This window comes from Streptomyces sp. NPDC002130, from assembly GCF_040296465.1.
Taxonomy (GTDB): domain Bacteria; phylum Actinomycetota; class Actinomycetes; order Streptomycetales; family Streptomycetaceae; genus Streptomyces.
In genome coordinates, this window is record NZ_JBEOXI010000142.1 from 1 (window position 1) to 21,493 (window position 21,493).

The window sequence follows — 21,493 nt, forward strand, 5'->3', positions numbered from 1 at the left end:
GCGGCGGGACAGGGCGCGGGCGGCGTTCGACGGCAGTGCGGTGACAGACGCGAACGTGCTGCTGCGCCAGCACCAACGCGACGAGCACGGTGGGGAGTCGGCCGGCCGCAGGATCTTCCGGTACGTGCCGTACACGATCGTGCAGGACGCGTCGGCGCAGCCCGAGTACGAGGCTCGGTGCGTGTCGGGTGAGGAGGAGGACTGCGGGGCGGGTTCGGGTCCGTGCCAGGCGCCCGGCGAGGTGGAGGAGTGGCAGCGCAGGCACACCCAGGAGACGAGGCACCTGCGTTACCGCCGCAGCTTCGCGGACTACGCGGTGCTGGAGCGGCAGGGCTGACGAGGCAACTGTCGGGGCGGCGTCACGCTGACGGTTCTGCGGCCGACTTCCCGCCGTAACCTTCAAATCGATGACGAACGACCGCCGCCTCCGCCCCGTCGACCTGGCCCGGCTCGCCGGTGTCTCGACGCAGCAGATCCGCAACTACGAGGACGCCGGTGTGCTCCCGCCGGCCGCGCGGACCGCGTCCGGCTACCGCGTCTTCGGCGAGGTGCACCGCGGCGCGCTGCTGGCGTACCGGACGCTGATGCAGGGGTACGGGCCGGTGACGGCGACGAGCATCATGAGGACCGTGCACCAGGGGGACGTGCCGGGCGCGCTCGCGCTGGTCGATGCCGCGCACGCGGCGCTGCACGAGGAGCGGGTGTCGCTGCGGGCGGCGAGCGAGGCCCTGGAACTGCTCGCGGCCGGTCCGCCCGCCCCGCTGCCGCGCTCGGGCGGGCTGCGCATCGGGGAGGTGGCGGTGCTGCTGGGCGTGCGGACGTCTGCGCTGCGGGTGTGGGAGGGGGCGGGACTGCTCACGCCAAGACGCGAACGCGGGACGGGGTACCGGGTGTACGAGCCGGCTGATGTGCGCGACGCCCGGCTCGTGCACACCCTGCGCCGCAGCCACTACCTGTTCGACCAGATCAGGCCGGTGCTGGAGGGGCTGCGGCGGGAGGGCGGCAGTGCGGCGCTGCGTGCGGCCGTAGCGGCGCGCGGCGAGGCGCTGACGGCTCGCACCAGGCGCATGATCGAGGGCGCGGGCGCCCTGCACGCCTACCTCGACCGGCTTTCCGCGGCCGGGCCGGGTTAAGGAGGGGCGGGGCGGGGTCATGGATGAGGTCATGGACCGGGCACAGGCACGCACATGGCTCACGACCGCCGTCGAGGAGGCCCGCACCGGGCTCGCCGAGGGCGGCATCCCGATCGGTGCCGCGCTGTACGGCGCCGACGGCACTCTGCTGGGCCGCGGCCGCAACCGCCGCGTCCAGGACGGCGATCCGTCACTGCACGCGGAGACGGCGGCCTTCCGCGCGGCCGGGCGGCAACGCTCCTACCGGGGCACGACGATGGTGACGACCCTGTCGCCGTGCTGGTACTGCTCCGGCCTGGTGCGGCAGTTCGGCATCTCCCGCGTCCTGATCGGGGAGGACGTCACCTTCCACGGCGGCCACGACTGGCTCGCCGAGCACGGTGTGAAGATCGTGCTGCTGGACGACGACGAGTGCATCGGCCTGATGCGGGACTTCATCGCGAGCAACCCGGCTCTGTGGAACGAGGACATCGGCGTCAACTGAGCGCACCTGCCGGGTTTCGCATCACCGTTCGGGATGCCATCCGTTCCATTGAAATGTGGCGAAACCCGGTGTCGCCGGTGGCGGGTTCGGCATTCGTTTGGTCGGGTCTATCCCACCTGCGAACGGAGACGCCCTGTGCGAATGACTGACATCCAGCGCTGCGACGTACGACCTGGGCGACTCGTCGAATGGACGCTCAGCCCGGCCACCGTCGCGACGGCGAAGGCCCTGCCGGAAGACTCCAGGCCGCCCGCCTACATCCAGGAGTCACATCTGCGGACGGCGCGGTCCGTACGCGAGGACGGTCTGTTCGTACCCACCTGGCTCGGCGCGGCGTTCGACATCCCCGGACGGGTCGACCTGGACGCGCTGGGTGAGGCGCTGCGCGGCTGGACGCTGCGGCACGAGACCCTGCGCAGCGGCTTTCGGTGGGCGGGTGGGCCGGGCGACTCGATCCGCCGCTTCACCCTCGACCCGGCCTCCGTCTCCCTGCACCGCGAGGACGCCGGCGAGTTCACCGATCCCGAGGCCCTGGCCCAGCACCTCCAGGACCGCTTCGACACCACCGCCGACGCGCTGCGCTGGCCGAACCTCATCTACACCGCCGTCGTCCGGGACGACAGCACCAGCGTGTACATGGCTTTCGACCACAGCAACGTCGACGCGTTCTCCATCTACCGCATCCCGGCGGAGATCCAGGAGCTGTACGCCGCTCATCTCACCGGCCGCGCCCCGGAGCAGTCGCCGGTCTCCAGCTACGTCGACTTCTGCGAGGCAGAGCGGGCCGACGCGGACCGGATCGACGCGGACCACGAGATCGTCGCCCGCTGGCGGGAGTTCATCCGGCGCTGCGACGGGCGGCTGCCGAGCTTCCCCGTGGACCTCGGGCTGGATCCCGGGGGCGGGCTGCCGACGCAGAAGCTCATGCGCGAGATGCTCGTCGACGCGGACGCCGCCGCCGCCTTCGAGGCGTACTGCCGCCCCTACGGCGGTTCGCTGGTCGGGGTCCTGGCGGCGACCGCCCTGATCGTCCACGAGATCGGCGGTGAGCCCGTCTACCGGACGGTGGTGCCCTTCCACACCCGGGCGAAGTCCGCGTACTCGGACTCGGTGGGCTGGTACGTCGGCGGCGCGCCGATCGAGGTGCCCGTCGACGAGGCGCCCGACTTCCCCGCCGCGCTGAAGACCGTACGCGCCGCGCTGCACGCCACCCGGCCGCTGGCGCGCATGCCGCTGGCGCGGGTGCTGCGGCTGCTCGGCGCGGACTTCCGGCCGACGTCCCCCGACATGTACTCGATCGTGTCGTTCGCCGACGCCCGCGGCATCCCCGAGTCCACGAGCTGGACCGAGCGCAACGCCTACGGCCTGATCCGGGTGTCGTACGGCGACCAGGTCTGCGCCTGGGTCACCCGGCTCCACGAGGGCCTGTGGTTCGCGGCCCGCTACCCGGACACCGATGTCGCGCACAAGAACCTGCGGCTGTACGCCGACCGGCTGCGCGACATCATCGCGTCGGTGGCGGACCACGCTCCCGTCCCCCGGCGGTGAGGTGCCCCGGCGGGTCCTACACGCCCGCGTAGGAGTGCTTGCCGGAGACGAAGATGTTCACGCCGTAGTAGTTGAACAGCCAGCAGCCGAAGGCGATGAGGGCCAGGTAGGCGGCCTTGCGGCCCTTCCAGCCGGCGGTGGCGCGGGCGTGCAGGTAGCCGGCATAGGCGACCCAGGTGATGAAGGACCAGGTCTCCTTCGGGTCCCAGCCCCAGTAGCGGCCCCAGGCGTCACCGGCCCAGATGGCGCCCGCGATGATCGTGAACGTCCACAGCGGGAAGACGGCCGCGTTGACGCGGTAGGAGAACTTGTCGAGGGAGGCCGAGGAGGGCAGCCGCTCCAGGACGGAGGTCGCGAAGGTGCCGGGCGTGCCGCCGCTCGCGAGCTTGCTCTCGTAGGAGTCCTTGAACAGGTACAGGATCGTGCCGACCGCGCCCACGTAGAAGACCGCGCCGCAGAAGATCGCCGTCGAGACGTGGATGTACAGCCAGTACGAGTGCAGGGCCGGGACCAGCTGGTCGCTGGCGGTGTAGAGGACCGTGACCGCCAGGCCCAGGTCGAGCAGGACCGAGGTGATCAGGAACAGGCCGAGCCAGCGCACGTTCTTCTTCAGGGCCAGCAGCCCGAGGTACACGCCGACCGCGACCGTGGAGAACGTGATGTTGAACTCGTACATGTTGCCCCACGGGGCGCGCTCCACCGACAGGGCGCGGGTGAGGACACCGGCGAACTCGATGAGGAAGGCGAGGACCGTGAGGGAGATGGCGATCCGGCCGTAGAGGTCGCCCTGCTCGTCCCCGCCGTGCGCCCCGGGGCCGTCGGGCACGTCGCGCCGGCCGGCCGCGGCCCGCACGGTGACCTTCGGCCGCTCCAGCACGGCGGTGCCGCCGGCCTGGTTCACGGTGACGGCCGGGGCCGCCTTCTTGGCGTCCGCCTTGGTGGTGAGCGCGGCGGCGGTCCGGGCGACCTTGCTGCGGCTGCCGAAGAGCCATTCGGCGATGTACGCGAAGAAGGCCAGGGTGTAGACGGCCATCGCGGAGTAGATCAGCACATTGCTGATCTGCGCGAGGTTTTCGTTCGTGGCGGCGGCGAGAGTCACTGCTTCTCAGCCCCTTCGGCAGGTACGGGGGGTTCGGTACCCGGCTCCTGAGCGGGGTCGGGGGAATCTGTGGGGTCGTCGGGGCCGGGAGCACCCGGTGCCTGCTCGTAGAGGTCGCCGGCGAGGTGGCCCAGTTCCTCGGGGACCTTGGCGGACTCGCTGCGGCCGAGGCCGGCCATCTCGACGACGGTGACGCCGTCGGCGCCCTTGACCGCGCGCACCCAGACGCGGCGGCGCTGGATGAACAGGGAGGCGGCGAGGCCGCCGATCGCGGCGAGGGCACCGGCGAGGGCCCAGCCGCTGCCGGGCTGCTGGACGACCTGGAAGCCGGCCCACTCCTTGATGTCCTTGCCGAAGGTGACCGAGCCGGCGCCGTTCGGGAGCTTCATGGTCTCGCCGGGCTTCAGCAGCTTCTTGAACAGCTTGCCCTGGGAGTTCTTGAACTCCTTCATGTTGGTCCGGTCCATCTGGTACACGCTCTGCGGGATGCCGGAGTCGGCCCCCAGGTCGCCGTGGTAGGCGGACAGCGCGAGCAGCGGATTGTCCAGCGCGGGGAACTGCGACAGCATCGTGCCGCTGGCATGGCCGCCGAAGGTCGGCACGAAGAACGCGTTGAAGCCGAGCTGTTCCTTCTTGCCCTGGGCATTGCGGTAGCCGTCGAGGACCTTGACGACACCGGAGGAGGTGACGTTGGCGTCCAGCGGCAGCAGCGGTACGGCGTCGTCGAAGACGACCTTGCCCTGGGCGTCGCGGACGGTGATGACGGGCGCGTAGCCGTGGCTGACGAGGTAGACCTTGGAGTCGCCGATCTCCAGCGGGTGGTTCACCTCGACGGTGTCGTTCTTCTCCTTGCCGTAGGCGCCGGAGCTGTAGGTGATGTCGGCCTTGTAGACGCGCGGGGTGCCCTTGTTGGGGCCGGTGCGCTCGTAGGTGCCGGTGAACTTCTTCAGGTTGAAGCTGAACGGCACCAGGTCGTCGGACGTGAAGAGGTTGCCGGACTTGAAGTCGTCGTACTGGGTGAGGGTGTTGGAGAAGCCGTCGCCCTCGACGACGAGCTTGTTGCCCTCGGACTTGTACAGCTGGCCCCAGGCGAAGGCGGTCAGCATCACGATGAGGGCGATGTGGAAGACGAGGTTGCCCAGCTCGCGCAGGTAGCCCTTCTCGGCGGCGACGGCGCCCCCGGTGAGGTGGGTGCGGAAGCGGCGCTTCTTCAGCAGGGCCACGGCGGCCTGGTGGACCTGCTCGGGTTCGGCGGTGGTGCGCCAGGTGGTGTGGGCGGGCAGCCGGTTCAGCCGCCGGGGCGCGCCGGGCGGCAGACCGCGCAGCTGGCCGACGAACTGCCAGGTGCGGGGCACGATGCAGCCGATGAGGGAGACGAACAGCAGGATGTAGATGGCGGAGAACCACACCGAGCTGTAGACGTGGAACATGCCGATCTTGTCGTAGACGTCCCCGAGGGCCGGGTGGGCCTTGCGGAAGTCGGCGACCTTCGTCTCGTCCTGGCCGGACTGAGGGATGAGCGAGCCGGGGATCGCGCCGAGGGAGAGCAGCAGGAGCAGCAGCAGGGCGACCCGCATGGAGGTGAGCTGCCGCCAGAACCAGCGGGCCCAGCCGATGACGCCCAGGGACGGCAGGCTGGGCGCCTCCTCCTTGGGGGCGGTGGACAGCTGAGAGCCGGCATCGCCGAGCTCCTGGTCCTCGGCGGCGGAGGGGGCCGGGTCGGAGGCGGTGGTCTTGCTCATGGATCAGATCCCCACAGTGAAGCCGTCGGACCAGACCTGCATCTCCTGCACGATGCGGTCCCACGCGCCGGTCAGCAGGAGCAGACCGGTCACGATCATCATGGTGCCGCCGATCCGCATCACCCAGACGTAGTGGCGCTTGATCCAGCCGAAGGCTCCGAGGGCCTTGCGGAAGGCGACCGCGGCGAGCACGAAAGGCACGCCCAGGCCCAGACAGTACGCGATGGTCAGGACGGCACCGCGTCCGGCGCTGCCCTGGTCGGAGGAGAGGGCGAGCACGGAGGCGAGGGTGGGGCCGATGCAGGGTGTCCAGCCGATGCCGAAGAGAGCGCCGAGCAGGGGCGCGCCGGCCAGCCCCGCCACCGGCTTCCGGTGGAAGCGGAACTCGCGCTGGGTGAACCAGGGCATGAGGCCCATGAAGAACACGCCCAGGACGATCATGAGTACGCCCAGCACCTTGGACAGGATGTCCCGGTACTCCTGGAGCGTCGCGCCGAAGTAGCCGAACAGCGCCCCGGACGAGACGAACACGACGGTGAAGCCCAGTACGAACAGCGAGGCACCCGCGGCCATCCGACCGCGCCGCGCCTCGGCGAGGTCGGTGCCGGCCACCCCGGTGACGTAGGACAGGTAACCGGGTACCAGCGGCAGGACGCACGGCGAGAAGAAGGAGACGAGTCCGCCCAGCAGCGCGATCGGCAGGGCCGCCAGCAGGGCGCCCTTGAGCACCGTGCCGTTGGGGTCCGCGACCGCGGCGAGCGTGGTGACTGCGCTCACGTCACTACTCCGCTCACTTCTCGGCGACGACCGGCTTGAGCATCTTCAGCAGCCGTTCCTCGCTGAGTGCGGACAGGGAGCGGGCCGCGATCTTGCCGTCCCGGTCGAGGACGAGCGTGGAGGGGATCGCCTGCGGGTTGAGCGTGCCCTTCTTGAAGCGCAGCAGCAGCTTGCCGGTGGGGTCGTAGAGGCTGGGGTAGGTGATGCCCCAGTCCTTCTCGAAGGCGAGGGCGGCGCCGGTGGAGGTGTCGCGGGTGTTGATGCCGACGAACTGCACGCCCTTGCCGGCGTACTCCTTGGAGACCTTCGCGAAGTACTTGGCCTCGGCGCGGCAGGGGTTGCACCAGGAACCCCACACGTTGAGGACGACGACCTTGCCCTTGTAGTCGGCGACGTCGAGGGTCTTGCCGGCGATGGTCTTGCCGGACAGGTCGGGCGCCGGGGTGCGCTTGCCCTGGGCGGCCGTGGCGACGCCGTCGGTGCCGGTGACGAAGTTGGTGTTGCCGCCCCCGCCGGAGGTGCCGCCGGAGCCGCACGCGGTGACGAGCAGCGCGGTCGCGGCGAGAGAGGCGGTCAGGGCGGCACTACGGCGGACACGTCGGGTGCGCTCGGTGGCACGGGTCGTGCGGTTCGAACGCTGGGGGGCGCTGTCGGCACTCATGTGAAAAGTTTCGCATGCCCGTTCTGGGGGTCTCGCCCACCCCCCTTGCGGGCGGAAAACCGCATTTCAGGCGGCGTTCTGCGAGGTGTCTCCGCTGGGCGTGGAGGCCTTGCCGGTGAACTCCCGCCAGCCACCGGCCGGCTGCTGCCCGACCCCGAGCGTACGGAGCTTGTCGAGCACCTCGGGCTTCTGCACGTCGAGCCAGTCGGTGAACTGCCGGAAGGAGACGAGACGCACATCCGCGCCCTTCTCCTTCTCGCGCGCGATGTGCTGGAAGGCCTCCTCGACGGCGTCCATGTAGATGCCGCCGTTCCACTGCTCGAAGTGGTTACCGATGAACAAGGGTGCCCGGTTTGTCTCGTATGCCCGCTTGAATCCCTGGATGTACGCCTGTGCCGACTGCTTCCGCCAGCCCGGGTAGTTGTGGGCCGGGGCCTTCGTGGAGTTGAGGGACTGGTTGGCGAGCATGTTGTAGTCCATCGACAGGACCTCGAAGCCGCGGCCGGGGAAAGGTATCTGCTGCAGGGGCAGGTCCCATATGCCCTGGCGCTTGGTGGGCCAGACCTGGAGGCCGCCGGGCGAGGAGGCGTCGTAGCGCCAGCCGAGTTCGCGGGCGGTGGGCAGCAGGTTGTCCTGGCCGAGCAGACAGGGCGTACGGCCGCCGACGAGCTCCTTGTCGTAGTCGAACGGCAGCGACGGCAGGTCGGTCCAGCCGGTGTTGGTGCGCCACTCCTTCACGAAGGACTTCGCCTGGTCGATCTCGCTGCGCCACTGGCGGGGCGTCCAGTTCTTGACCGAGCCGTGGGACTCGCCGCAGAAGTGCCCGTTGAAGTGGGTGCCGATCTCGTGGCCCTCGAGCCAGGCGCGGCGGACGTTCTTCAGCGTGTCCTTGACGTGCTCGTCGGTGAGGTAGCCGATGTCGGAGGCACCGCGCGGGTTGTTCGGCGGGTTGTAGAGGCGCTTCTTCGACTCGGGCAGCAGATACAGCCCGGACAGGAAGAAGGTCATGCTCGCGCCGTGCTCCTTGGCGAGGTCCAGGAAGCGGGGGAAGAGGCCGTTGCCGACCTCTCCGGCGCCGTCCCAGGAGAACACGACGAACTGGGGCGGGGTCTGACCCGGCTCCAGCGGCTCGGGCTCGGCGGGCTGGTGGGGCTGCTTGCCGGTGTGGGCGGTGGATCCGTCGCCGATGGGGCGGGCGGTGGGCTTCGGCTTGGATCCGCCCTGTGCGGAGTCGCCGCCGGAACCGTCGGCGTGGCCGGAGTCGTCCGAGCCCGTGAGACCGCCGCATCCGGCGAGTGAGACAGCGGCGGCGGCTCCCGCGCCGAGTCCGAGCATTCCCCTGCGGGAGAGAGCGCGCATGGCATCCCCGATTCGTCACGTCGTGCTGGTCACCCGGTCAGAGGCCGTGACGAGGAACGAGGTTCCGCCGATATGCGCAGATTTCGTAACGAAGCAGTCGTAAGCGCTCATAAGGGGGCGAACGAAAGGCCCGTGCCTGCCGAACGCCCCCGTACGCGAGTCCGGGGAATTACGCCCCGAACGCCTTGGCCTGCCCCTTCACCGGCTTGGCACCGGCGAGCAGATGGGCCGGGACGAGATCGCGGGCCGGCTCGGTGTAGCCGACGGAGACGATCCTGTCGCCCTGGTACGTGAACGTCGTCAGCGACGCGAGCGTGCACTGGCGCTTGCGCGGGTCGTGCCAGAGGCGGCGGCGCTCGACGTACGACCGCACGATCCAGATGGGCAGCTGGTGGCTGACCACGACCGCCTCGTGCCCGCGGGCCTTGTCCTTCGCCGCGCCCAGCGCGCTCATCATGCGCACGACCTGGTCGACGTACGGCTCGCCCCAGGACGGCCGGAACGGGTTGACCAGGTGCTTCCAGTTGTTCGGCTTGCGCAGCGCGCCGTCCCCGACGCCGAACGTCTTGCCCTGGAAGATGTTCTCGGCCTCGATCAGCCGCTCGTCGGTCGCCAGGTCCAGCCCGTGGGCCTTGGCGATCGGCTCGGCCGTCTCCTGCGCGCGCTCCAGCGGCGAGGCGACGACGTGCGTCACATCGCGGCCGGACAGGTGCTCGGCGACCCGGTCGGCCATGCGGCGCCCCAGGTCGGAAAGGTGGTAGCCGGGCAGGCGGCCGTAGAGGATGCCGTCCGGGTTGGCGACCTCGCCGTGCCGCATGACGTGGACGACGGTGATGTCCTCGGCGCTGTTGTTCTGCTGGTCGCTCATGCCCTGGCCTCCGCAGCCGCCCGGGCCGCCGCCGGAAGGGCGTCGGCGATCCGCTGCACGGCCCGCTCGTCGTGCGCGGTGGACACGAACCAGGACTCGAAGGAGGACGGCGGCAGGTAGACGCCGTCGGCGAGCAGCGAGTGGAAGAACGCGGTGAAGCGGAAGGACTCCTGCGTCTTGGCGTCCTCGTAGTTGCGCACGGGCCGGTCGGTGAAGAACACGGAGAACATGTTGGAGGCGTTCTGCAGCCGGTGCGCGACGCCCTCCTTGGTCAGGGCGCCGGTGACGAGCCCCTGGATCTCCTTGGACACGGCGTCGACCTTGGCGTAGGCGGCGTCGTCGAGGAGCCGCAGCTGGGCGAGCCCGGCGGCGGTGGCGACGGGGTTACCGGAGAGGGTGCCGGCCTGGTAGACGGGCCCGGCCGGGGCGAGGTGGGCCATGACGTCCGCGCGCCCGCCGAAGGCCGCGGCGGGGAAGCCGCCGCCCATGACCTTGCCGAAGGTCATCAGGTCCGGGACGACGCCGTCGACCCCGAACCACCCGGCCCGGCTGGTCCGGAAGCCGGTCATGACCTCGTCGGAGATGTAGAGCGCCCCGTTCTCGGCGCAGAGGTCCTTCAGGCCCTGGTTGAACCCCTCGGCGGGCGGTACGACGCCCATGTTGCCCGGGGAGGCCTCGGTGATCACGCAGGCGACTTCGCCGGGGTGGGCCAGGAAGGCCTCGCGTACGGCGTCGAGGTCGTTGTACGGCAGGACGATGGTGTCGCCGGCCTGGGCGCCGGTGACGCCCGGGGTGTCGGGCAGCGCGAACGTGGCGACACCGCTGCCGGCCGCGGCGAGCAGCGAGTCGACGTGCCCGTGGTAGCACCCGGCGAACTTGATCACCTTGGTGCGCCGGGTGAATCCCCGCGCGAGCCGGATGGCGGACATGGTCGCCTCGGTCCCGCTGGAGACGAGCCGCACCTGCTCCAGCGGCGCGACGCGGGCGACCATCTCCTCGGCGAGCGCGACCTCGCCCTCACCGGGCGTGCCGAAGGACGTACCGCGGGAGACGGCGTCCTGCACGGCGGCGATGACCTCGGGGTGGGAGTGCCCGAGGATCATGGGCCCCCAGGAGCACACGAGGTCGACGTACTCCCTGCCGTCGGCGTCGGTCAGATAGGGGCCGGTGCCGGACACCATGAACCGCGGCGTGCCGCCGACGGCTCGGAAGGCCCGCACCGGTGAGTTCACGCCGCCGGGTGTGACGGCCGCCGCGCGGTCGAACAGAGCCTGCGAGGCCGGTGCTTCATACGGATATGTCAGTTCACTCATGACCTGCGACTTCTCCGACCTTCTCCGACGCTGTCGGGCTCTGGGTGCCAGTGACCTGTTCAGGGTAGGCCAGGGGCGCGGGCGGACGGGGCACGGGACAACCGGCCCCGTGGTCGCCGTCGTCTGCGAGACTGGACCCCGATACACACAGCTCGCACGGCCAGGGGTGGCCGGAGGCTGCGGACATCCCGCGGACAGTTGTTTCAGCGCACGTTTCGGCGGGCGGCCGTGGGGGAGGTCACTGACACGATGATCGGGTTGCGCGGCGGGGGCGACGCGTTCTGGAAAAGCAGTCGGGTGGAGATATGCATCGCGGTGGCGGACTGGGCGAGGGGACCGATGACCTGGGTCCTCGACGTGCCCGGCGGGGACGACACCGGCGCGAGGCGGAGGACGCTCAGGAGCCGCGTCGGACACAGGGTTCACCGGGTGAACCGGAGCGGGCCGCCGGACGTACTGAACGTCAGGTGGACGATCTTCCTGAACGTCAGGTGGACGATCTTCGGGCCGGGAGCAGCGGGAATGGTGGTCGGGTGGGGGTGACGTACAAGTACTTCGGCGCGCCCGACGGCGCGACTGCGGCCCGCGTCCCGATCTCGATGCGCCCCGAGGAGCTCGGCGGCGACGAGCTCGGCATGAACGGCATGTTCACGAAGATCAAGCCGGAGACCATGGCCGCGATGGTCCTCACGGGCATCGAGGGCGTCCCCCTGCACAAGGTCCCGCCCCTGGAGCTCGTCGTCCTGCACCCCGACTACGCCGTGGTCAAACTCCCCATGACGGTCGTCGACCCCCTGCGCGGCATCGGCGAGGAGGCGGTGGGCGCGGCGGCCTTCATCTGGTCGACGGTCCCGGACCGGGGCGGCCCCCGGGACGCGTTCAACGTCTACCAACTGCTGCACGAATGGCAGGACTTCTCGCACCGGCTGCATGAGGCGGGGCATCAGCCTTATTGCCTGGTGTGGCCCTGAGCCGGGGCTTCATGGGATTCGGGCGGGGCTTTCGGGCTCCGCCCTTTTCACGTGCCGTGGCCGCTGTCTCAGAGGGCAGCCCGAGAGGGCGTGGAGTAAGGACCCCTCAAGCGACCGCATAGTCACCGATGGCCGGTTCGAGGAGGTCGAAGGCGTGTGCCGCCTCCTTCGCGATCGTCCTGGCGATCTCGTCGTGGGTGTGCCCGGCCAGGGTCAGGTCCTGGATGCGCTGGAACAGGACGCGGTGCACGGCGCCGAGCAGCCCGGCAACCGTGCGAACGGTGATGTCGTCCGGCCGCGCGCCGGCGGTCTCGGCGAGGGCTTCGGCCAGTGCCTGCTCACGCCGGTCGTGCAGGTTGCGCAGGCACGCCACCAGGGTGGGGCTGTCGCTGATCATGCGGGAGAAGTCCGGGCCGGCGAATCCGGCGACCGGATCCTGCGCCGCGACGGCGGCATCGAAGGCACGGCGAAGCGCCGCGAGGGCGGACTCCCCGGGGCGGCGTGACGCCACGGCCCGCGCCGGCGCGGCCGCGAACTCGTCCTGGTGGTCGAGAGCCAAGTCCTCCTTGCGCGCGAAGTAGTTGGTCACCGTCTTCTTCGCGACGCGGGAAGCCGCTGCGATCTCGGCGATGGTGGTGTTCTCGAAGCCCTGCTCGATGAAGAGCCGTGTCGCATGGTCGGAGATCAGCTGTCGCGTCTCCTGCTTCTTCGCCTCCCGCAGGCCCAGCGGGGCGGTGACGTGAGCTGTGGATGCACTCGCTGCGGCACTCGTCTTGGCTTCCATGACCAGAATCTTACCTCCGTAGCAAAAATACGTTTACAGCTTTGAGTGCACGGTAGTAATGTTACCCTCGACGTAAGATCAGCTCCGAAGGAACGTCGTCCCGACCCCGCACCTGGACAAGGAACCCCATTTGAGGATCACCGCCTCCACCGTCTCCCTCACCGTCGAAGACATCTCGGCCTCCCGCCGTTTCTTCACCGAGCACCTCGGCTACCGGGAACAGGCCGCGGCCGAAGGATTCGTCTCCCTCGCCCGTGACGATGCCGCCGTCGACATCGTCCTGCTCGCCAGGGGAACCGACGTCCTGCCACCCGACCAGCGCGACCGGCACGCCGGCGGTCTGATCCTCGCCTTCACTGTCACCGGCCTCGAAGCCGAGGAGAAGCGACTGCGTTCCGAAGGCGTCGACATCACGATGCCCCTGCGCGAAGAGCCATGGGGAGAGCGCCTGTTCCAGGTCACCGACCCCAACGGGGTCGTCGTCCAGCTCGTCGGATGGATCACACCGGACCACGCCTGATCCCCTCGCCACCCTGCAGACCCGGAAGAGAGAGCACCGCATGCGAAAGCTCGTGTACTACATCGCCACCACGCTGGACGGTTTCATCGCGGGCCCGGACGGCGCGGACCCCACGGGCCCGGACGGCTTCTGGCCGATCCCCGGGGACTACATCCAGCACCTCGTGACGGAGTACCCGGAGACCTTGCCCGTGCAGGCCCGGGCGGCTCTGTCCGTCACCGCGCAGGGCACGCACTTCGACACCGTCCTGGAAGGGCGGCGCAGCTACGAGATCGGCCTCAAGGCCGGCATCACCGATGCCTACCCCCATCTACGTCACCTGGTCTTCTCCCGGACCCTCACCGAGAGCCCGGACCCGGCCGTCGAACTCGTCGCCGATGACGCTGTGGAGAAGGTCCGGCAGTTGAAGCAGGAGGACGGCAAGGACATCTGGCTGCTGGGCGGCGGGGAACTGGCCGGTGCCCTGTACAGCGAGATCGACCAGCTCATCTTCAAGATGGCACCGTTGACCATCGGCGCCGGAATCCCGGTCTTCTCCCACAAGGCCGCCTTCGATCCGCGCGGCTGGGAGCTCACCGACCACACCGTGCTCGACAGCGGCGCGGCCATCGTCACCTACACGCGCGCCACCGCGAACTGAAGCCGAACGAACTGCGGTTCCGGTACCGGCGCCTTCCGGGCTCCGGCACCGGAACCATCCGTGGTGCTCCCCACGGCCCACGATGCGGGGCCGGAGCCGGATCGGCAGGGTTGCTGAAGCAGCGGCTGAACGAGGCCGCCGACATCATGCGCGCGAAATCCCGCCCCGGGTTCCTGTGGGTCTTCGAGGCCCTGCTCGACGACCAGGCGCAGGCCGCACTCGCGGCAGCCGCCGAGCAGGCGGGCCTGCGGTACGTCTTTCCCGGCACCGGCATGGCGGGAGATCTGCTGCCGGTTCCCGAACCCGTCCACCCCGAGCTGACCTTCGTCCGCGTGGACGACGACGAGCTGCTGCGGGCGTACGCGGACATCAGCTCGAGCGCCTACGGGTTCCCGCTGGAGGACGGGCGGGACGGGCTCGCCGGGTCCTCGCTGTGGAAGAGCGGGGTGTTCGCGTACCTGGGTCTGCGGGACGGGGTTCCCGTGACCTGCGCCGCCAGCGTCGAGGCGGACGGGCGGCTCTTCGTCGTGCTCGTCGCCACCGATCCGGCGTGGGAGCGGCGAGGGTACGGGGAGGCCGTGACGCGCAAGGCGCTGTACGAGGGTGCCCGGGCCACCGGGCTGACCCGGGCGACACTGCACGCGACCGCCGCCGGCGCGCCCGTGTATCCACGGATCGGGTTCCGGCCGAACTCGCGAATCGGGTTCTACGCCCTGGCGGACTGACCGCCCCACACGACCCTGCTGCGCGGCACCCGGACAGCCTTGCCGGGCCGCAGGCCCGCGGAGTCAGTCGATCCCCCCGCCCACCGTGAAACCGGTGACCGTGCCGCCGCCCTCCCGCCGGAAGGCGAACGGTGCTCCCCCGTGGGCGAGGGCCACCTCGCGGACGATGGACAGGCCCAGGCCGGAGCCCGGCAGGGAACGGGCGTCGGCGGCCCGGTAGAAGCGGTCGAAGACCCGGGTGAGGTCGCGGTCGGCGATGCCCGGGCCCCGGTCGAGGACCTCGACCCGGATCCGGCCGGGCCGGGCGGGCCCCGAGACGACGATCTCGATGGGGGCCCGGCCGCCCTGGTCGAACTTGACCGCGTTCTCGACGAGGTTGGACAGCGCCCGGGTCAGCATCCCGGGCCTCCCGTCGGTCGTGGTGTCGCCGCTCGCGCGCAGCAGGATCTCCCGGCCGCTGCGGCGCCGGGCCGCGCCCGCGACCTCCTCGGCGATGTCGGCGACGTCCACCCGCCGCGGCGGCTCGGTGTCGGACTGCCCGGCCGCCAGATCCACCAGCTCGTTGACCAGGTCGGTCAGCTCCCGGGCCTCCTGGCCCAGGTCGGCGACCAGCTCCTCGCGGGCCTTCGGCGGGAGCTCGTCGATCCGGCGCAGCAGGGAGATGTTGGTTCGCAGCGAGGTCAGCGGCGTGCGCAGCTCGTGTCCCGCGTCCTGGACCAGGCGGCGCTGGTCCTCCTCGGACTGCGCGAGCCGGCCCAGCATGCGGTCGAAGGCCCGGCCCAGGCGGCCCACCTCGTCATGGCCGGCCACGGGCACCTGGATGCCCAGCCGGCGGGTGCGGGCGACGTCCTCGGCGGCGTCGGTCAGCACGACCAGGCGGCGCGTGATCCGCCGGGCCAGCCACCAGCCGAACAGCCCGGCGCCGACCACCACGGCGGCCACCAGCAGCAGCGTCCGCTGCTGGAGCACCCGCAGCAGATCCTCGACGTCGCTGAACTCCTGCGCGACCTGCACCGCGCCCCGGCCGTCGCCGAGGGAGACGGTGGCGACGCGGTAGACGTCGTTGCCCACGTCGACGTCCTTGTGCTCGGCCACCTGCCCGGAGCGGGCCGCGGCGGCGATCCGCGCGTCGACGCCGGTGACCGGCAGCCCCGGACTGCCCGGGTCGACGACGCGCCCGTCCGGGCCGAGCACCTGCACGTCCGTGCGGGCGGGCCGCACCAGGTCGTGGCCCGGCGCGGCGGACGAGAAGTCGCCGGGCGTCATGTGGTTCTGCCGCACCTCGTCGCGCAGATCCTGCACGACCTCGTCGAACACCGTCTGCTGGTCCACCCGCACCAGCCGGGCGGCGGCGCTGTAGGACAGGATGCCGACGAGGACCGTCACGGCCGCCGTCACCGCCGCGAACGACACCGCGAACGTGGTGCGCAGCGACACGAGCTTCGGCCGCCGCCCGGCAACCAGACGGCGGAGGCGGCCCACTCAGTCCTCCCGCAGCACGTAACCCACGCCGCGCACCGTGTGGATCAGCTGCGGCGCGTCCGGCTCGTCGAGCTTGCGGCGCAGGTAGCCGACGTAGACGGCGAGGTTCTTCGAGCCGGGCCCGAAGTCGTAGCCCCAGATGCGGTCGTAGATCGTCGAGTGGTCGAGGACGATGCCCGCGTTGCGCACCAGCAGCTCCAGCAGCTCGAACTCGGTGCGGGTCAGCTCCAGCTCGCGCGCGCCGCGCCAGGCCCGGCGCGCCTGCGGGTCCATGCGGATGCCGGCGGCGTCGATGAACCGCTCCGGCAGCGGCCTGGGCGCCTCGGCCGCCGGTGCGCTCCCGGCGCCCACCGGGCTGGTGCGGCGCAGCAGGGCGCGCAGTCGGGCGAAGACCTCCTCCACGTCGAAGGGCTTGACCACGTAGTCGTCGGCGCCCGCGTCCAGGCCGGCGATCCGGTCGGCGGTCTCCACGAGGGCCGTCAGCATCAGCACCGGCGTCCGGTCGCCCTCGGCGCGCAGTACCCGGCACACCTGGAGCCCGTCGATGCCGGGCATCATCACGTCCAGCAGGAGCACGTCCGGGCGGTTGCGGTGGGCCTGCGCCAGCGCCTCGACCCCGTCGGCGACCGCCATGACCTGGTAGCCCTCCAGGGTCAGGGCACGCTCCAGGGCGTTGCGGATGGCGCGGTCGTCTTCGGCGAGCAGCACGGTGTGGGGCACGCGTCCAGTGTGCCAAGCCGCCCGGCCCCCGGGACCGTATGCGCTGCGCCGGAGCGTCCTTCTTACTCGCCTCTCACCAGCGGCCGGGCAACCTCGGAGCCGGACCCTACCGTCCCCTCACCCTCGGCCCCGGGCGAGCCGGGCCGCGTGCGTCGGGGCGTCCGGGACGTCCGCGGGGCGGTCCACGGCGAACTCCTTGCGCAGCACCGGCACGACCTCCTCGCCCAGCAGATCGATCTGCTCCAGCACGGTCTTCAGCGGCAGCCCGGCGTGGTCGATCAGGAACAGCTGGCGCTGGTAGTCGCCGGCGTACTCGCGGAAGGCCAGGGTCTTCTCGATGACCTGCTGCGGGGAGCCGACGGTCAGCGGCGTCTGCTCCATGAAGTCCTCCAGCGACGGCCCGTGCCCGTAGACCGGGGCGACGTCGAAGTAGGGGCGGAACTCGCGCACCGCGTCCTGGGCGTTCTTCCGCATGAACACGTGCCCGCCCAGGCCGACGATCGCCTGCTCGGGGGTGCCGTGCCCGTAGTGGGCGTACCGCTCGCGGTACAGCTCGACCATGCGCTTGGTGTGGTCGGCCGGCCAGAAGATGTTGTTGTGGAAGAAGCCGTCGCCGTAGAACGCGGCCTGCTCGGCGATCTCCGGGGAGCGGATCGAGCCGTGCCAGACGAACGGCGGTACGCCGTCCAGCGGACGGGGCGTGGCCGTGAAGCCCTGCAGGGGGGTGCGGAACGTGCCCTCCCAGTCGACGACGTCCTCGCGCCACAGGCGGTGGAGCAGGGCGTAGTTCTCGACGGCGAGGTTGATGCCCTGCCGGATGTCCTGCCCGAACCAGGGGTAGACCGGGCCGGTGTTCCCGCGGCCCAGCATCAGGTCCACCCGGCCGTCGGCCAGGTGCTGGAGCATCGCGAAGTCCTCGGCGATCTTCACCGGGTCGTTGGTGGTGATCAGGGTCGTGGCCGTGGAGAGGATCAGCCGCTCGGTGCGGGCCGCGACGTAGCCGAGCATCGTCGTGGGGGACGAGGGCACGAAGGGCGGGTTGTGGTGCTCACCGGTGGCGAAGACGTCGAGGCCCACCTCCTCGGCCTTCAGCGCGATGGCCATCATGGCCTTGATCCGCTCGCGCTCCGTGGGCGTCCGGCCGGTGGTGGGGTCGGGCGTGACGTCGCCGACGCTGAAGATCCCGAACTGCATGCTCGCTCACCCTCCAGGTTGTTTACCGTTCAACTATACCTGGAGAACGGCGGCCCACGTGGGGCTATTCCCAGAAGGGGGCCGCCGCGGCCGTCGTCGAGGGCCCGGGCCGGATGCCGGGGCGGGGCCGGGTGCCGGGGCCCGGCCGGATACCGGGGCCCGGCCGCACACCGGGGCCCGGCCGCACACCGGGGCCCGGCCGCACACCGGGGCCCGGCCGCACACCGGGGCCCGACCGGACACCGGGGGCCCGACCGGACACCGGGGCCCGACCGGACACCGGGGGCCCGACCGGACACCGGGGCCCGACCGGACACCGGAGCCCGGCCGCACACCCGAGCCGGGCCGGACACCGGAGCCCGGCCGGATATCGGAGCCCGGCACCGGGGCCCGGCCCGGCGTCAGGGCCCAGCCCGGCACCGAGGCCCGGCCCGGCGTCAGGGCACGAGCACCAGCCGCCCCCGCACCCCACCCCCGTCGAGCCGGGCATGCGCCTTGGCGGCGTCCTCCAGCGCGAACGTCTCGGCCACCCGCGTCGTCAGCACCCCCTCGTCCACCAGCCGCACCAGCTCCGCCAGCTGCGCCCCGTCCGCCCTCACCTCGACCGCGCTCGTCCGCACCCCTCGGACGGAGGCCGGCTCCGCCTGCGGGATGACCCCGACGTACCGGCCCCCGTCGCGCACCGCGGCCAGAGCCGGCTCACCGAGAACGGCGGCGTCCAGCACCGCGTCGAACCCCCCGTCCGGGACGGCACCGCCGACGAAACGCCCGGCCCCCAGGGACCGCACGAACGCCTCGTCCCCCTCCCGGGCCAGCCCGGTCACCGGTATCCCCCGGTGCGCGGCCAGCTGGACCGCGTACCCGCCGACCGCCCCCGCCGCACCCGTCACCAGCAGCGACCGGTCCGGCGTCAACTCCAGCAGATCCAGGGCCTGCAGGGCGGTCAGCGCGTTCAGCGGCAGGGTCGCCGCCCGGACGGCGTCCACCGTGGCGGGCGCCAGGGCCACCGCATCGGTGTCCACGACGACGTACTCGGCGTGGGTACCCAGCGGCTTGACCATGCCGTAGTCCAGCGCCACCACCGCGTCCCCGACGCTCCACCCACTGGCCACGCCCACCGCGTCCACCGCCCCGGCGACGTCCCAGCCGAGCCCGATCCGCTTGCCCGCACCCCCGAAGACACCGGCCCGCACCCCCGCGTCCACTGGATTCAGCGAGGCCGCCGCGACCTTGATCCGCACCTGACGCGCACCCGGCTCCGGCACCCCGGCCTCCATCACCTCCACAACCTCCGGCCCACCGAACGAGTTCACCACAACAGCACGCACAGCGACGCTCCTTGGATTGCTGGAATCCGGGAGGTCCTCCCGGCCCGCACAACCCTAGGAAGAGTTACTATCCACAGGTAAGTAGTTACCTGGGAGTGCGTACATACCCCGGAGGTGAGCCATGGCCACCATGACGGCGGCCCAGCGGCGCGAGCAGGCCCGCATCGAGTACGACGCCTTCCTCAAGAGCTGCCCCACCAACCAGCTCCTGGACCGCATCAGCGACAAGTGGGTCAGCCTCGTCGTGTCCGCCCTCGCCCCGGGCCCCCTGCGCTACAGCGACCTCGGCCGCAAGATCGCCGGCGTCAGCCCCAAGATGCTCACCCAGACCCTGCGCTCCCTGGAACGCGACGGCCTCCTCACCCGCACCGTCACCCCGTCCGTCCCGGTCCGCGTCGACTACGAACTCACGCCCCTCGGTCACAACCTGGCCCTGCTCCTGACCGCCGTGAAGGACTGGGCGGAGAACCACTTCGACGAGGTCAGGGACGCCCGCGAGCGCTACGACGCCGAGAACCCCGGCGACTGACACCGGCGGCACGACCAGGGCATACCGGGCGTGCGAAGCTGACCGCCATGTTCGTACTCCGCTCCGCCGCCCTCTTCGTCCTCGCCGCCCTGCTGGAGATCGGCGGCGCGTGGCTGGTCTGGCAGGGCGTGCGCGAGCACAAGGGCTGGCTCTGGGCGGCCGGCGGCGTCCTCGCCCTCGGCGCCTACGGCTTCGTCGCGACGTTCCAGCCCGACGCCCACTTCGGCCGCGTCCTCGCCGCGTACGGCGGGATCTTCGTCGCCGGTTCGATCCTGTGGGGCGTGGTCGCCGACGGCTACCGCCCGGACCGCTGGGACATCACGGGCGCGCTGGTCTGCCTCGCGGGCATGGCCGTCATCATGTACGCCCCGCGAGGCAACTGACCCGGCGGAGGAAACTGACCCGGCCCCCCGTGCGGCTCAGAACGGCTCGTCGGGCGGGAGCAGCCCCAACTGCCCCAGGAAGTCCATCTCGTCGAAGTACAGCCGGTAGTCGACGATCCGCCCGTCCTTCACGGTGGCGATGTCCACCCCACGGATCCGGACCTCCTTCTGCGTCGGCGGCAGCGTCTCCCCGTTGGGCAGCTCCAGCGGCCCGGTGTTCCGCCCGCGGTAGACGCCCTCGTCGATCGCCGTGTCACCGGCCTCGTAGGAATGCAGGACCTCGAACGTCGCCCCGGGGACGGCCTCGGTCATCGTCCGCCAGTACTCGACGATCGAGTCCCGTCCGCGCAGCTCGCCCTCGTCGGGAGTGAAGGCCACCGCGTCCTCGGCGTAGAGCTCGCCCACGACCTTCAGATCGGGGTGTGCGGTGACCGCGTCCGTGAGCCGGTCCATGACCTCACGTGCCTCACCCATGATCCACCTCCGGGAGAACAGGGGACCACCCAGCCTCATTCTCCCACCGCGGGGCCCACCTATCCTGGCCGGAAGCGCCTGCGCACCGTACGCCCCGCCGCACACCCACGCCCGAGGAGCTCCCATGGCCACCGCCGCCCCGTCCGCAGCCTCCCGCATCGCCGTCGTCACGGGTGCGAGCAGCGGAATCGGCGCCGCCACGGCCCGCCAACTCGCCGCGGCGGGCTACCGCGTCGTCCTGACCGCGCGCCGCAAGGACCGCATCGAGACCCTGGCCGAGGAGATCAACACCGCGGGCCACCAGGCCACGGCGTACACCCTCGACGTCACGGACCGCGCGGCGGTCGACGAGTTCGCCACGGCGTTCAAGACGATCGGCGTGCTGGTCAACAACGCGGGCGGTGCGCTCGGCGCCGACCCGGTCGCGACCGGCGACCCGGACGACTGGCGCCGGATGTACGAGACGAACGTCCTCGGCACCCTCAACCTCACCCAGGCCCTGCTGCCGAAGCTGATCGCGAGTGGCGACGGCACGGTCGTGGTCGTCTCCTCCACCGCCGGCCACGGCACCTACGAGGGCGGCGGGGGCTACGTCGCCGCCAAGCACGGCGCCCACGTCCTCGCCGAGACCCTGCGCCTGGAGATCGTCGGCCAGCCGGTCCGCGTCATCGAGATCGCCCCCGGCATGGTCAAGACGGACGAGTTCGCCCTGACCCGCTTCGGCGGCGACGAGGCCAAGGCGGCCAAGGTCTACCAGGG

General features: G+C 71.1%; 24 protein-coding genes and 1 pseudogene. 12 read left to right on the top strand and 13 right to left on the bottom strand.

From position 1 onward, the window contains the following. The 4 genes from ABT116_RS25135 to ABT116_RS25150 all read left to right on the top strand — a co-directional run. A partial coding sequence (locus ABT116_RS25135; RefSeq protein ID WP_502983937.1) for a DUF7848 domain-containing protein occupies nt 1-337 on the top strand: 337 nt, incomplete at its 5' end. Nucleotides 338-407: 70 nt separating this feature from the next. Continuing rightward, on the top strand, nt 408-1,133 hold the full coding sequence (locus ABT116_RS25140) for a MerR family transcriptional regulator (protein ID WP_351637820.1): 726 nt from the start codon (nt 408-410) through the stop codon (nt 1,131-1,133). A gap of 31 nt (nt 1,134-1,164) precedes the next feature. Further along, entirely contained in the window at nt 1,165-1,617 is a 453-nt protein-coding gene (locus ABT116_RS25145; protein ID WP_351637822.1) for a nucleoside deaminase, read from the top strand. A gap of 135 nt (nt 1,618-1,752) precedes the next feature. Continuing rightward, nucleotides 1,753-3,165, top strand: coding sequence for a condensation domain-containing protein (locus ABT116_RS25150; RefSeq protein WP_351637824.1), 1,413 nt, complete (start codon nt 1,753-1,755; stop codon nt 3,163-3,165). A 16-nt stretch (nt 3,166-3,181) separates the two neighbouring features. On the opposite strand, the gene ccsB is transcribed toward ABT116_RS25150, so the two are convergent. From ccsB to hemL, 7 genes are all read right to left on the bottom strand, one after another. Then, nucleotides 3,182-4,264: a c-type cytochrome biogenesis protein CcsB gene (ccsB, locus tag ABT116_RS25155; protein ID WP_351637827.1), complete on the bottom strand. Its 1,083-nt coding sequence runs from the start codon at nt 4,262-4,264 to the stop codon at nt 3,182-3,184. Further along, nucleotides 4,261-6,006: a cytochrome c biogenesis protein ResB gene (gene resB / locus ABT116_RS25160; RefSeq protein ID WP_351637829.1), complete on the bottom strand. Its 1,746-nt coding sequence runs from the start codon at nt 6,004-6,006 to the stop codon at nt 4,261-4,263. Before resB ends, ccsB begins: the two co-directional genes overlap by 4 nt. A 3-nt stretch (nt 6,007-6,009) precedes the next feature. After that, nucleotides 6,010-6,783 carry a cytochrome c biogenesis CcdA family protein gene (locus ABT116_RS25165; RefSeq protein ID WP_351637830.1) on the bottom strand — a complete coding sequence of 258 codons (774 nt, stop codon included), beginning with the start codon at nt 6,781-6,783 and terminating at the stop codon, nt 6,010-6,012. A gap of 13 nt (nt 6,784-6,796) precedes the next feature. Continuing rightward, nucleotides 6,797-7,444 (bottom strand): TlpA family protein disulfide reductase, encoded by a 648-nt coding sequence (locus tag ABT116_RS25170; RefSeq protein WP_351637833.1) that lies wholly within the window; start codon nt 7,442-7,444, stop codon nt 6,797-6,799. A gap of 66 nt (nt 7,445-7,510) precedes the next feature. Beyond that, complete coding sequence (locus ABT116_RS25175; RefSeq protein ID WP_351637835.1) at nt 7,511-8,803, bottom strand: polysaccharide deacetylase family protein; 1,293 nt, start codon at nt 8,801-8,803, stop codon at nt 7,511-7,513. Nucleotides 8,804-8,972: 169 nt separating this feature from the next. Further along, nucleotides 8,973-9,671 carry a histidine phosphatase family protein gene (locus ABT116_RS25180; RefSeq protein WP_351637836.1) on the bottom strand — a complete coding sequence of 233 codons (699 nt, stop codon included), beginning with the start codon at nt 9,669-9,671 and terminating at the stop codon, nt 8,973-8,975. Further along, nucleotides 9,668-10,984, bottom strand: coding sequence for a glutamate-1-semialdehyde 2,1-aminomutase (hemL, locus tag ABT116_RS25185; protein WP_351637838.1), 1,317 nt, complete (start codon nt 10,982-10,984; stop codon nt 9,668-9,670). The genes ABT116_RS25180 and hemL overlap by 4 nt, the downstream gene beginning before the upstream one ends. Nucleotides 10,985-11,212: 228 nt before the next feature. On the opposite strand from hemL, the gene ABT116_RS25190 reads away from it, so the two are divergent. Then, entirely contained in the window at nt 11,213-11,527 is a 315-nt protein-coding gene (locus tag ABT116_RS25190; RefSeq protein WP_351637840.1) for a hypothetical protein, read from the top strand. Beyond that, nucleotides 11,518-11,955: a hypothetical protein gene (locus ABT116_RS25195; protein ID WP_003974483.1), complete on the top strand. Its 438-nt coding sequence runs from the start codon at nt 11,518-11,520 to the stop codon at nt 11,953-11,955. The genes ABT116_RS25190 and ABT116_RS25195 overlap by 10 nt, the downstream gene beginning before the upstream one ends. Before the next feature lie 106 nt (nt 11,956-12,061). Here the strand turns inward: ABT116_RS25195 and ABT116_RS25200 are convergent, their stop codons facing one another. Then, nucleotides 12,062-12,739 carry a TetR/AcrR family transcriptional regulator gene (locus ABT116_RS25200; RefSeq protein ID WP_351637842.1) on the bottom strand — a complete coding sequence of 226 codons (678 nt, stop codon included), beginning with the start codon at nt 12,737-12,739 and terminating at the stop codon, nt 12,062-12,064. A gap of 130 nt (nt 12,740-12,869) precedes the next feature. Here ABT116_RS25200 and ABT116_RS25205 point away from each other — a divergent pair, with 130 nt between their 5' ends. From ABT116_RS25205 to ABT116_RS25215, 3 genes and pseudogenes are all read left to right on the top strand, one after another. Further along, nucleotides 12,870-13,259 carry a VOC family protein gene (locus tag ABT116_RS25205; protein ID WP_351637844.1) on the top strand — a complete coding sequence of 130 codons (390 nt, stop codon included), beginning with the start codon at nt 12,870-12,872 and terminating at the stop codon, nt 13,257-13,259. 40 nt (nt 13,260-13,299) lie between these two features. Continuing rightward, nucleotides 13,300-13,899, top strand: coding sequence for a dihydrofolate reductase family protein (locus tag ABT116_RS25210; protein ID WP_351637846.1), 600 nt, complete (start codon nt 13,300-13,302; stop codon nt 13,897-13,899). Nucleotides 13,900-14,021: 122 nt separating this feature from the next. Beyond that, nucleotides 14,022-14,624 (top strand): annotated as a pseudogene (locus tag ABT116_RS25215) (GNAT family N-acetyltransferase); the annotation flags it as partial. 63 nt (nt 14,625-14,687) lie between these two features. Here the strand turns inward: ABT116_RS25215 and ABT116_RS25220 are convergent. From ABT116_RS25220 to ABT116_RS25235, 4 genes are all read right to left on the bottom strand, one after another. Then, nucleotides 14,688-16,106 (bottom strand): sensor histidine kinase, encoded by a 1,419-nt coding sequence (locus ABT116_RS25220; RefSeq protein ID WP_351637848.1) that lies wholly within the window; start codon nt 16,104-16,106, stop codon nt 14,688-14,690. Further along, nucleotides 16,107-16,826: a response regulator transcription factor gene (locus ABT116_RS25225; protein WP_351637850.1), complete on the bottom strand. Its 720-nt coding sequence runs from the start codon at nt 16,824-16,826 to the stop codon at nt 16,107-16,109. It lies immediately after the preceding gene. A 117-nt stretch (nt 16,827-16,943) separates the two neighbouring features. After that, nucleotides 16,944-18,020, bottom strand: coding sequence for an LLM class flavin-dependent oxidoreductase (locus tag ABT116_RS25230; protein ID WP_351637852.1), 1,077 nt, complete (start codon nt 18,018-18,020; stop codon nt 16,944-16,946). A gap of 437 nt (nt 18,021-18,457) precedes the next feature. After that, nucleotides 18,458-19,348, bottom strand: a complete 891-nt coding sequence (locus ABT116_RS25235) for an NADP-dependent oxidoreductase (RefSeq protein ID WP_351637854.1) — start codon at nt 19,346-19,348, stop codon at nt 18,458-18,460. 121 nt (nt 19,349-19,469) lie between these two features. On the opposite strand from ABT116_RS25235, the gene ABT116_RS25240 reads away from it, so the two are divergent. Next, entirely contained in the window at nt 19,470-19,877 is a 408-nt protein-coding gene (locus tag ABT116_RS25240; protein WP_351637856.1) for a winged helix-turn-helix transcriptional regulator, read from the top strand. A gap of 47 nt (nt 19,878-19,924) precedes the next feature. Next, a complete protein-coding gene (locus ABT116_RS25245; RefSeq protein ID WP_351637858.1) occupies nt 19,925-20,260 on the top strand; it encodes a YnfA family protein in 336 nt (111 codons plus the stop codon). Nucleotides 20,261-20,296: 36 nt separating this feature from the next. On the opposite strand, the gene ABT116_RS25250 is transcribed toward ABT116_RS25245, so the two are convergent. After that, nucleotides 20,297-20,734 carry an ester cyclase gene (locus tag ABT116_RS25250; protein ID WP_351637860.1) on the bottom strand — a complete coding sequence of 146 codons (438 nt, stop codon included), beginning with the start codon at nt 20,732-20,734 and terminating at the stop codon, nt 20,297-20,299. Between the two features lie 124 nt (nt 20,735-20,858). On the opposite strand from ABT116_RS25250, the gene ABT116_RS25255 reads away from it, so the two are divergent. Beyond that, nucleotides 20,859-21,493, top strand: a 635-nt coding sequence (locus tag ABT116_RS25255; protein WP_351637862.1) for an SDR family NAD(P)-dependent oxidoreductase, incomplete at its 3' end; no start/stop codon positions are given.

Bases quoted from the DNA above. Each gene is read 5' to 3' on its own strand.
- resB (WP_351637829.1), bottom strand. From the start codon at position 6,006: ATGAGCAAGACCACCGCCTCCGACCCGGCCCCCTCCGCCGCCGAGGAC.
- hemL (WP_351637838.1), bottom strand. From the start codon at position 10,984: ATGAGTGAACTGACATATCCGTATGAAGCACCGGCCTCGCAGGCTCTG.
- ABT116_RS25140 (WP_351637820.1), top strand. From the start codon at position 408: ATGACGAACGACCGCCGCCTCCGCCCCGTCGACCTGGCCCGGCTCGCC.
- ABT116_RS25245 (WP_351637858.1), top strand. From the start codon at position 19,925: ATGTTCGTACTCCGCTCCGCCGCCCTCTTCGTCCTCGCCGCCCTGCTG.
- ABT116_RS25180 (WP_351637836.1), bottom strand. From the start codon at position 9,671: ATGAGCGACCAGCAGAACAACAGCGCCGAGGACATCACCGTCGTCCAC.
- ABT116_RS25250 (WP_351637860.1), bottom strand. From the start codon at position 20,734: ATGGGTGAGGCACGTGAGGTCATGGACCGGCTCACGGACGCGGTCACC.
- ABT116_RS25175 (WP_351637835.1), bottom strand. From the start codon at position 8,803: ATGCGCGCTCTCTCCCGCAGGGGAATGCTCGGACTCGGCGCGGGAGCC.
- ABT116_RS25170 (WP_351637833.1), bottom strand. From the start codon at position 7,444: ATGAGTGCCGACAGCGCCCCCCAGCGTTCGAACCGCACGACCCGTGCC.
- ABT116_RS25200 (WP_351637842.1), bottom strand. From the start codon at position 12,739: ATGGAAGCCAAGACGAGTGCCGCAGCGAGTGCATCCACAGCTCACGTC.
- ABT116_RS25230 (WP_351637852.1), bottom strand. From the start codon at position 18,020: ATGCAGTTCGGGATCTTCAGCGTCGGCGACGTCACGCCCGACCCCACC.
- ABT116_RS25145 (WP_351637822.1), top strand. From the start codon at position 1,165: ATGGACCGGGCACAGGCACGCACATGGCTCACGACCGCCGTCGAGGAG.
- ABT116_RS25240 (WP_351637856.1), top strand. From the start codon at position 19,470: ATGGCCACCATGACGGCGGCCCAGCGGCGCGAGCAGGCCCGCATCGAG.
- ABT116_RS25210 (WP_351637846.1), top strand. From the start codon at position 13,300: ATGCGAAAGCTCGTGTACTACATCGCCACCACGCTGGACGGTTTCATC.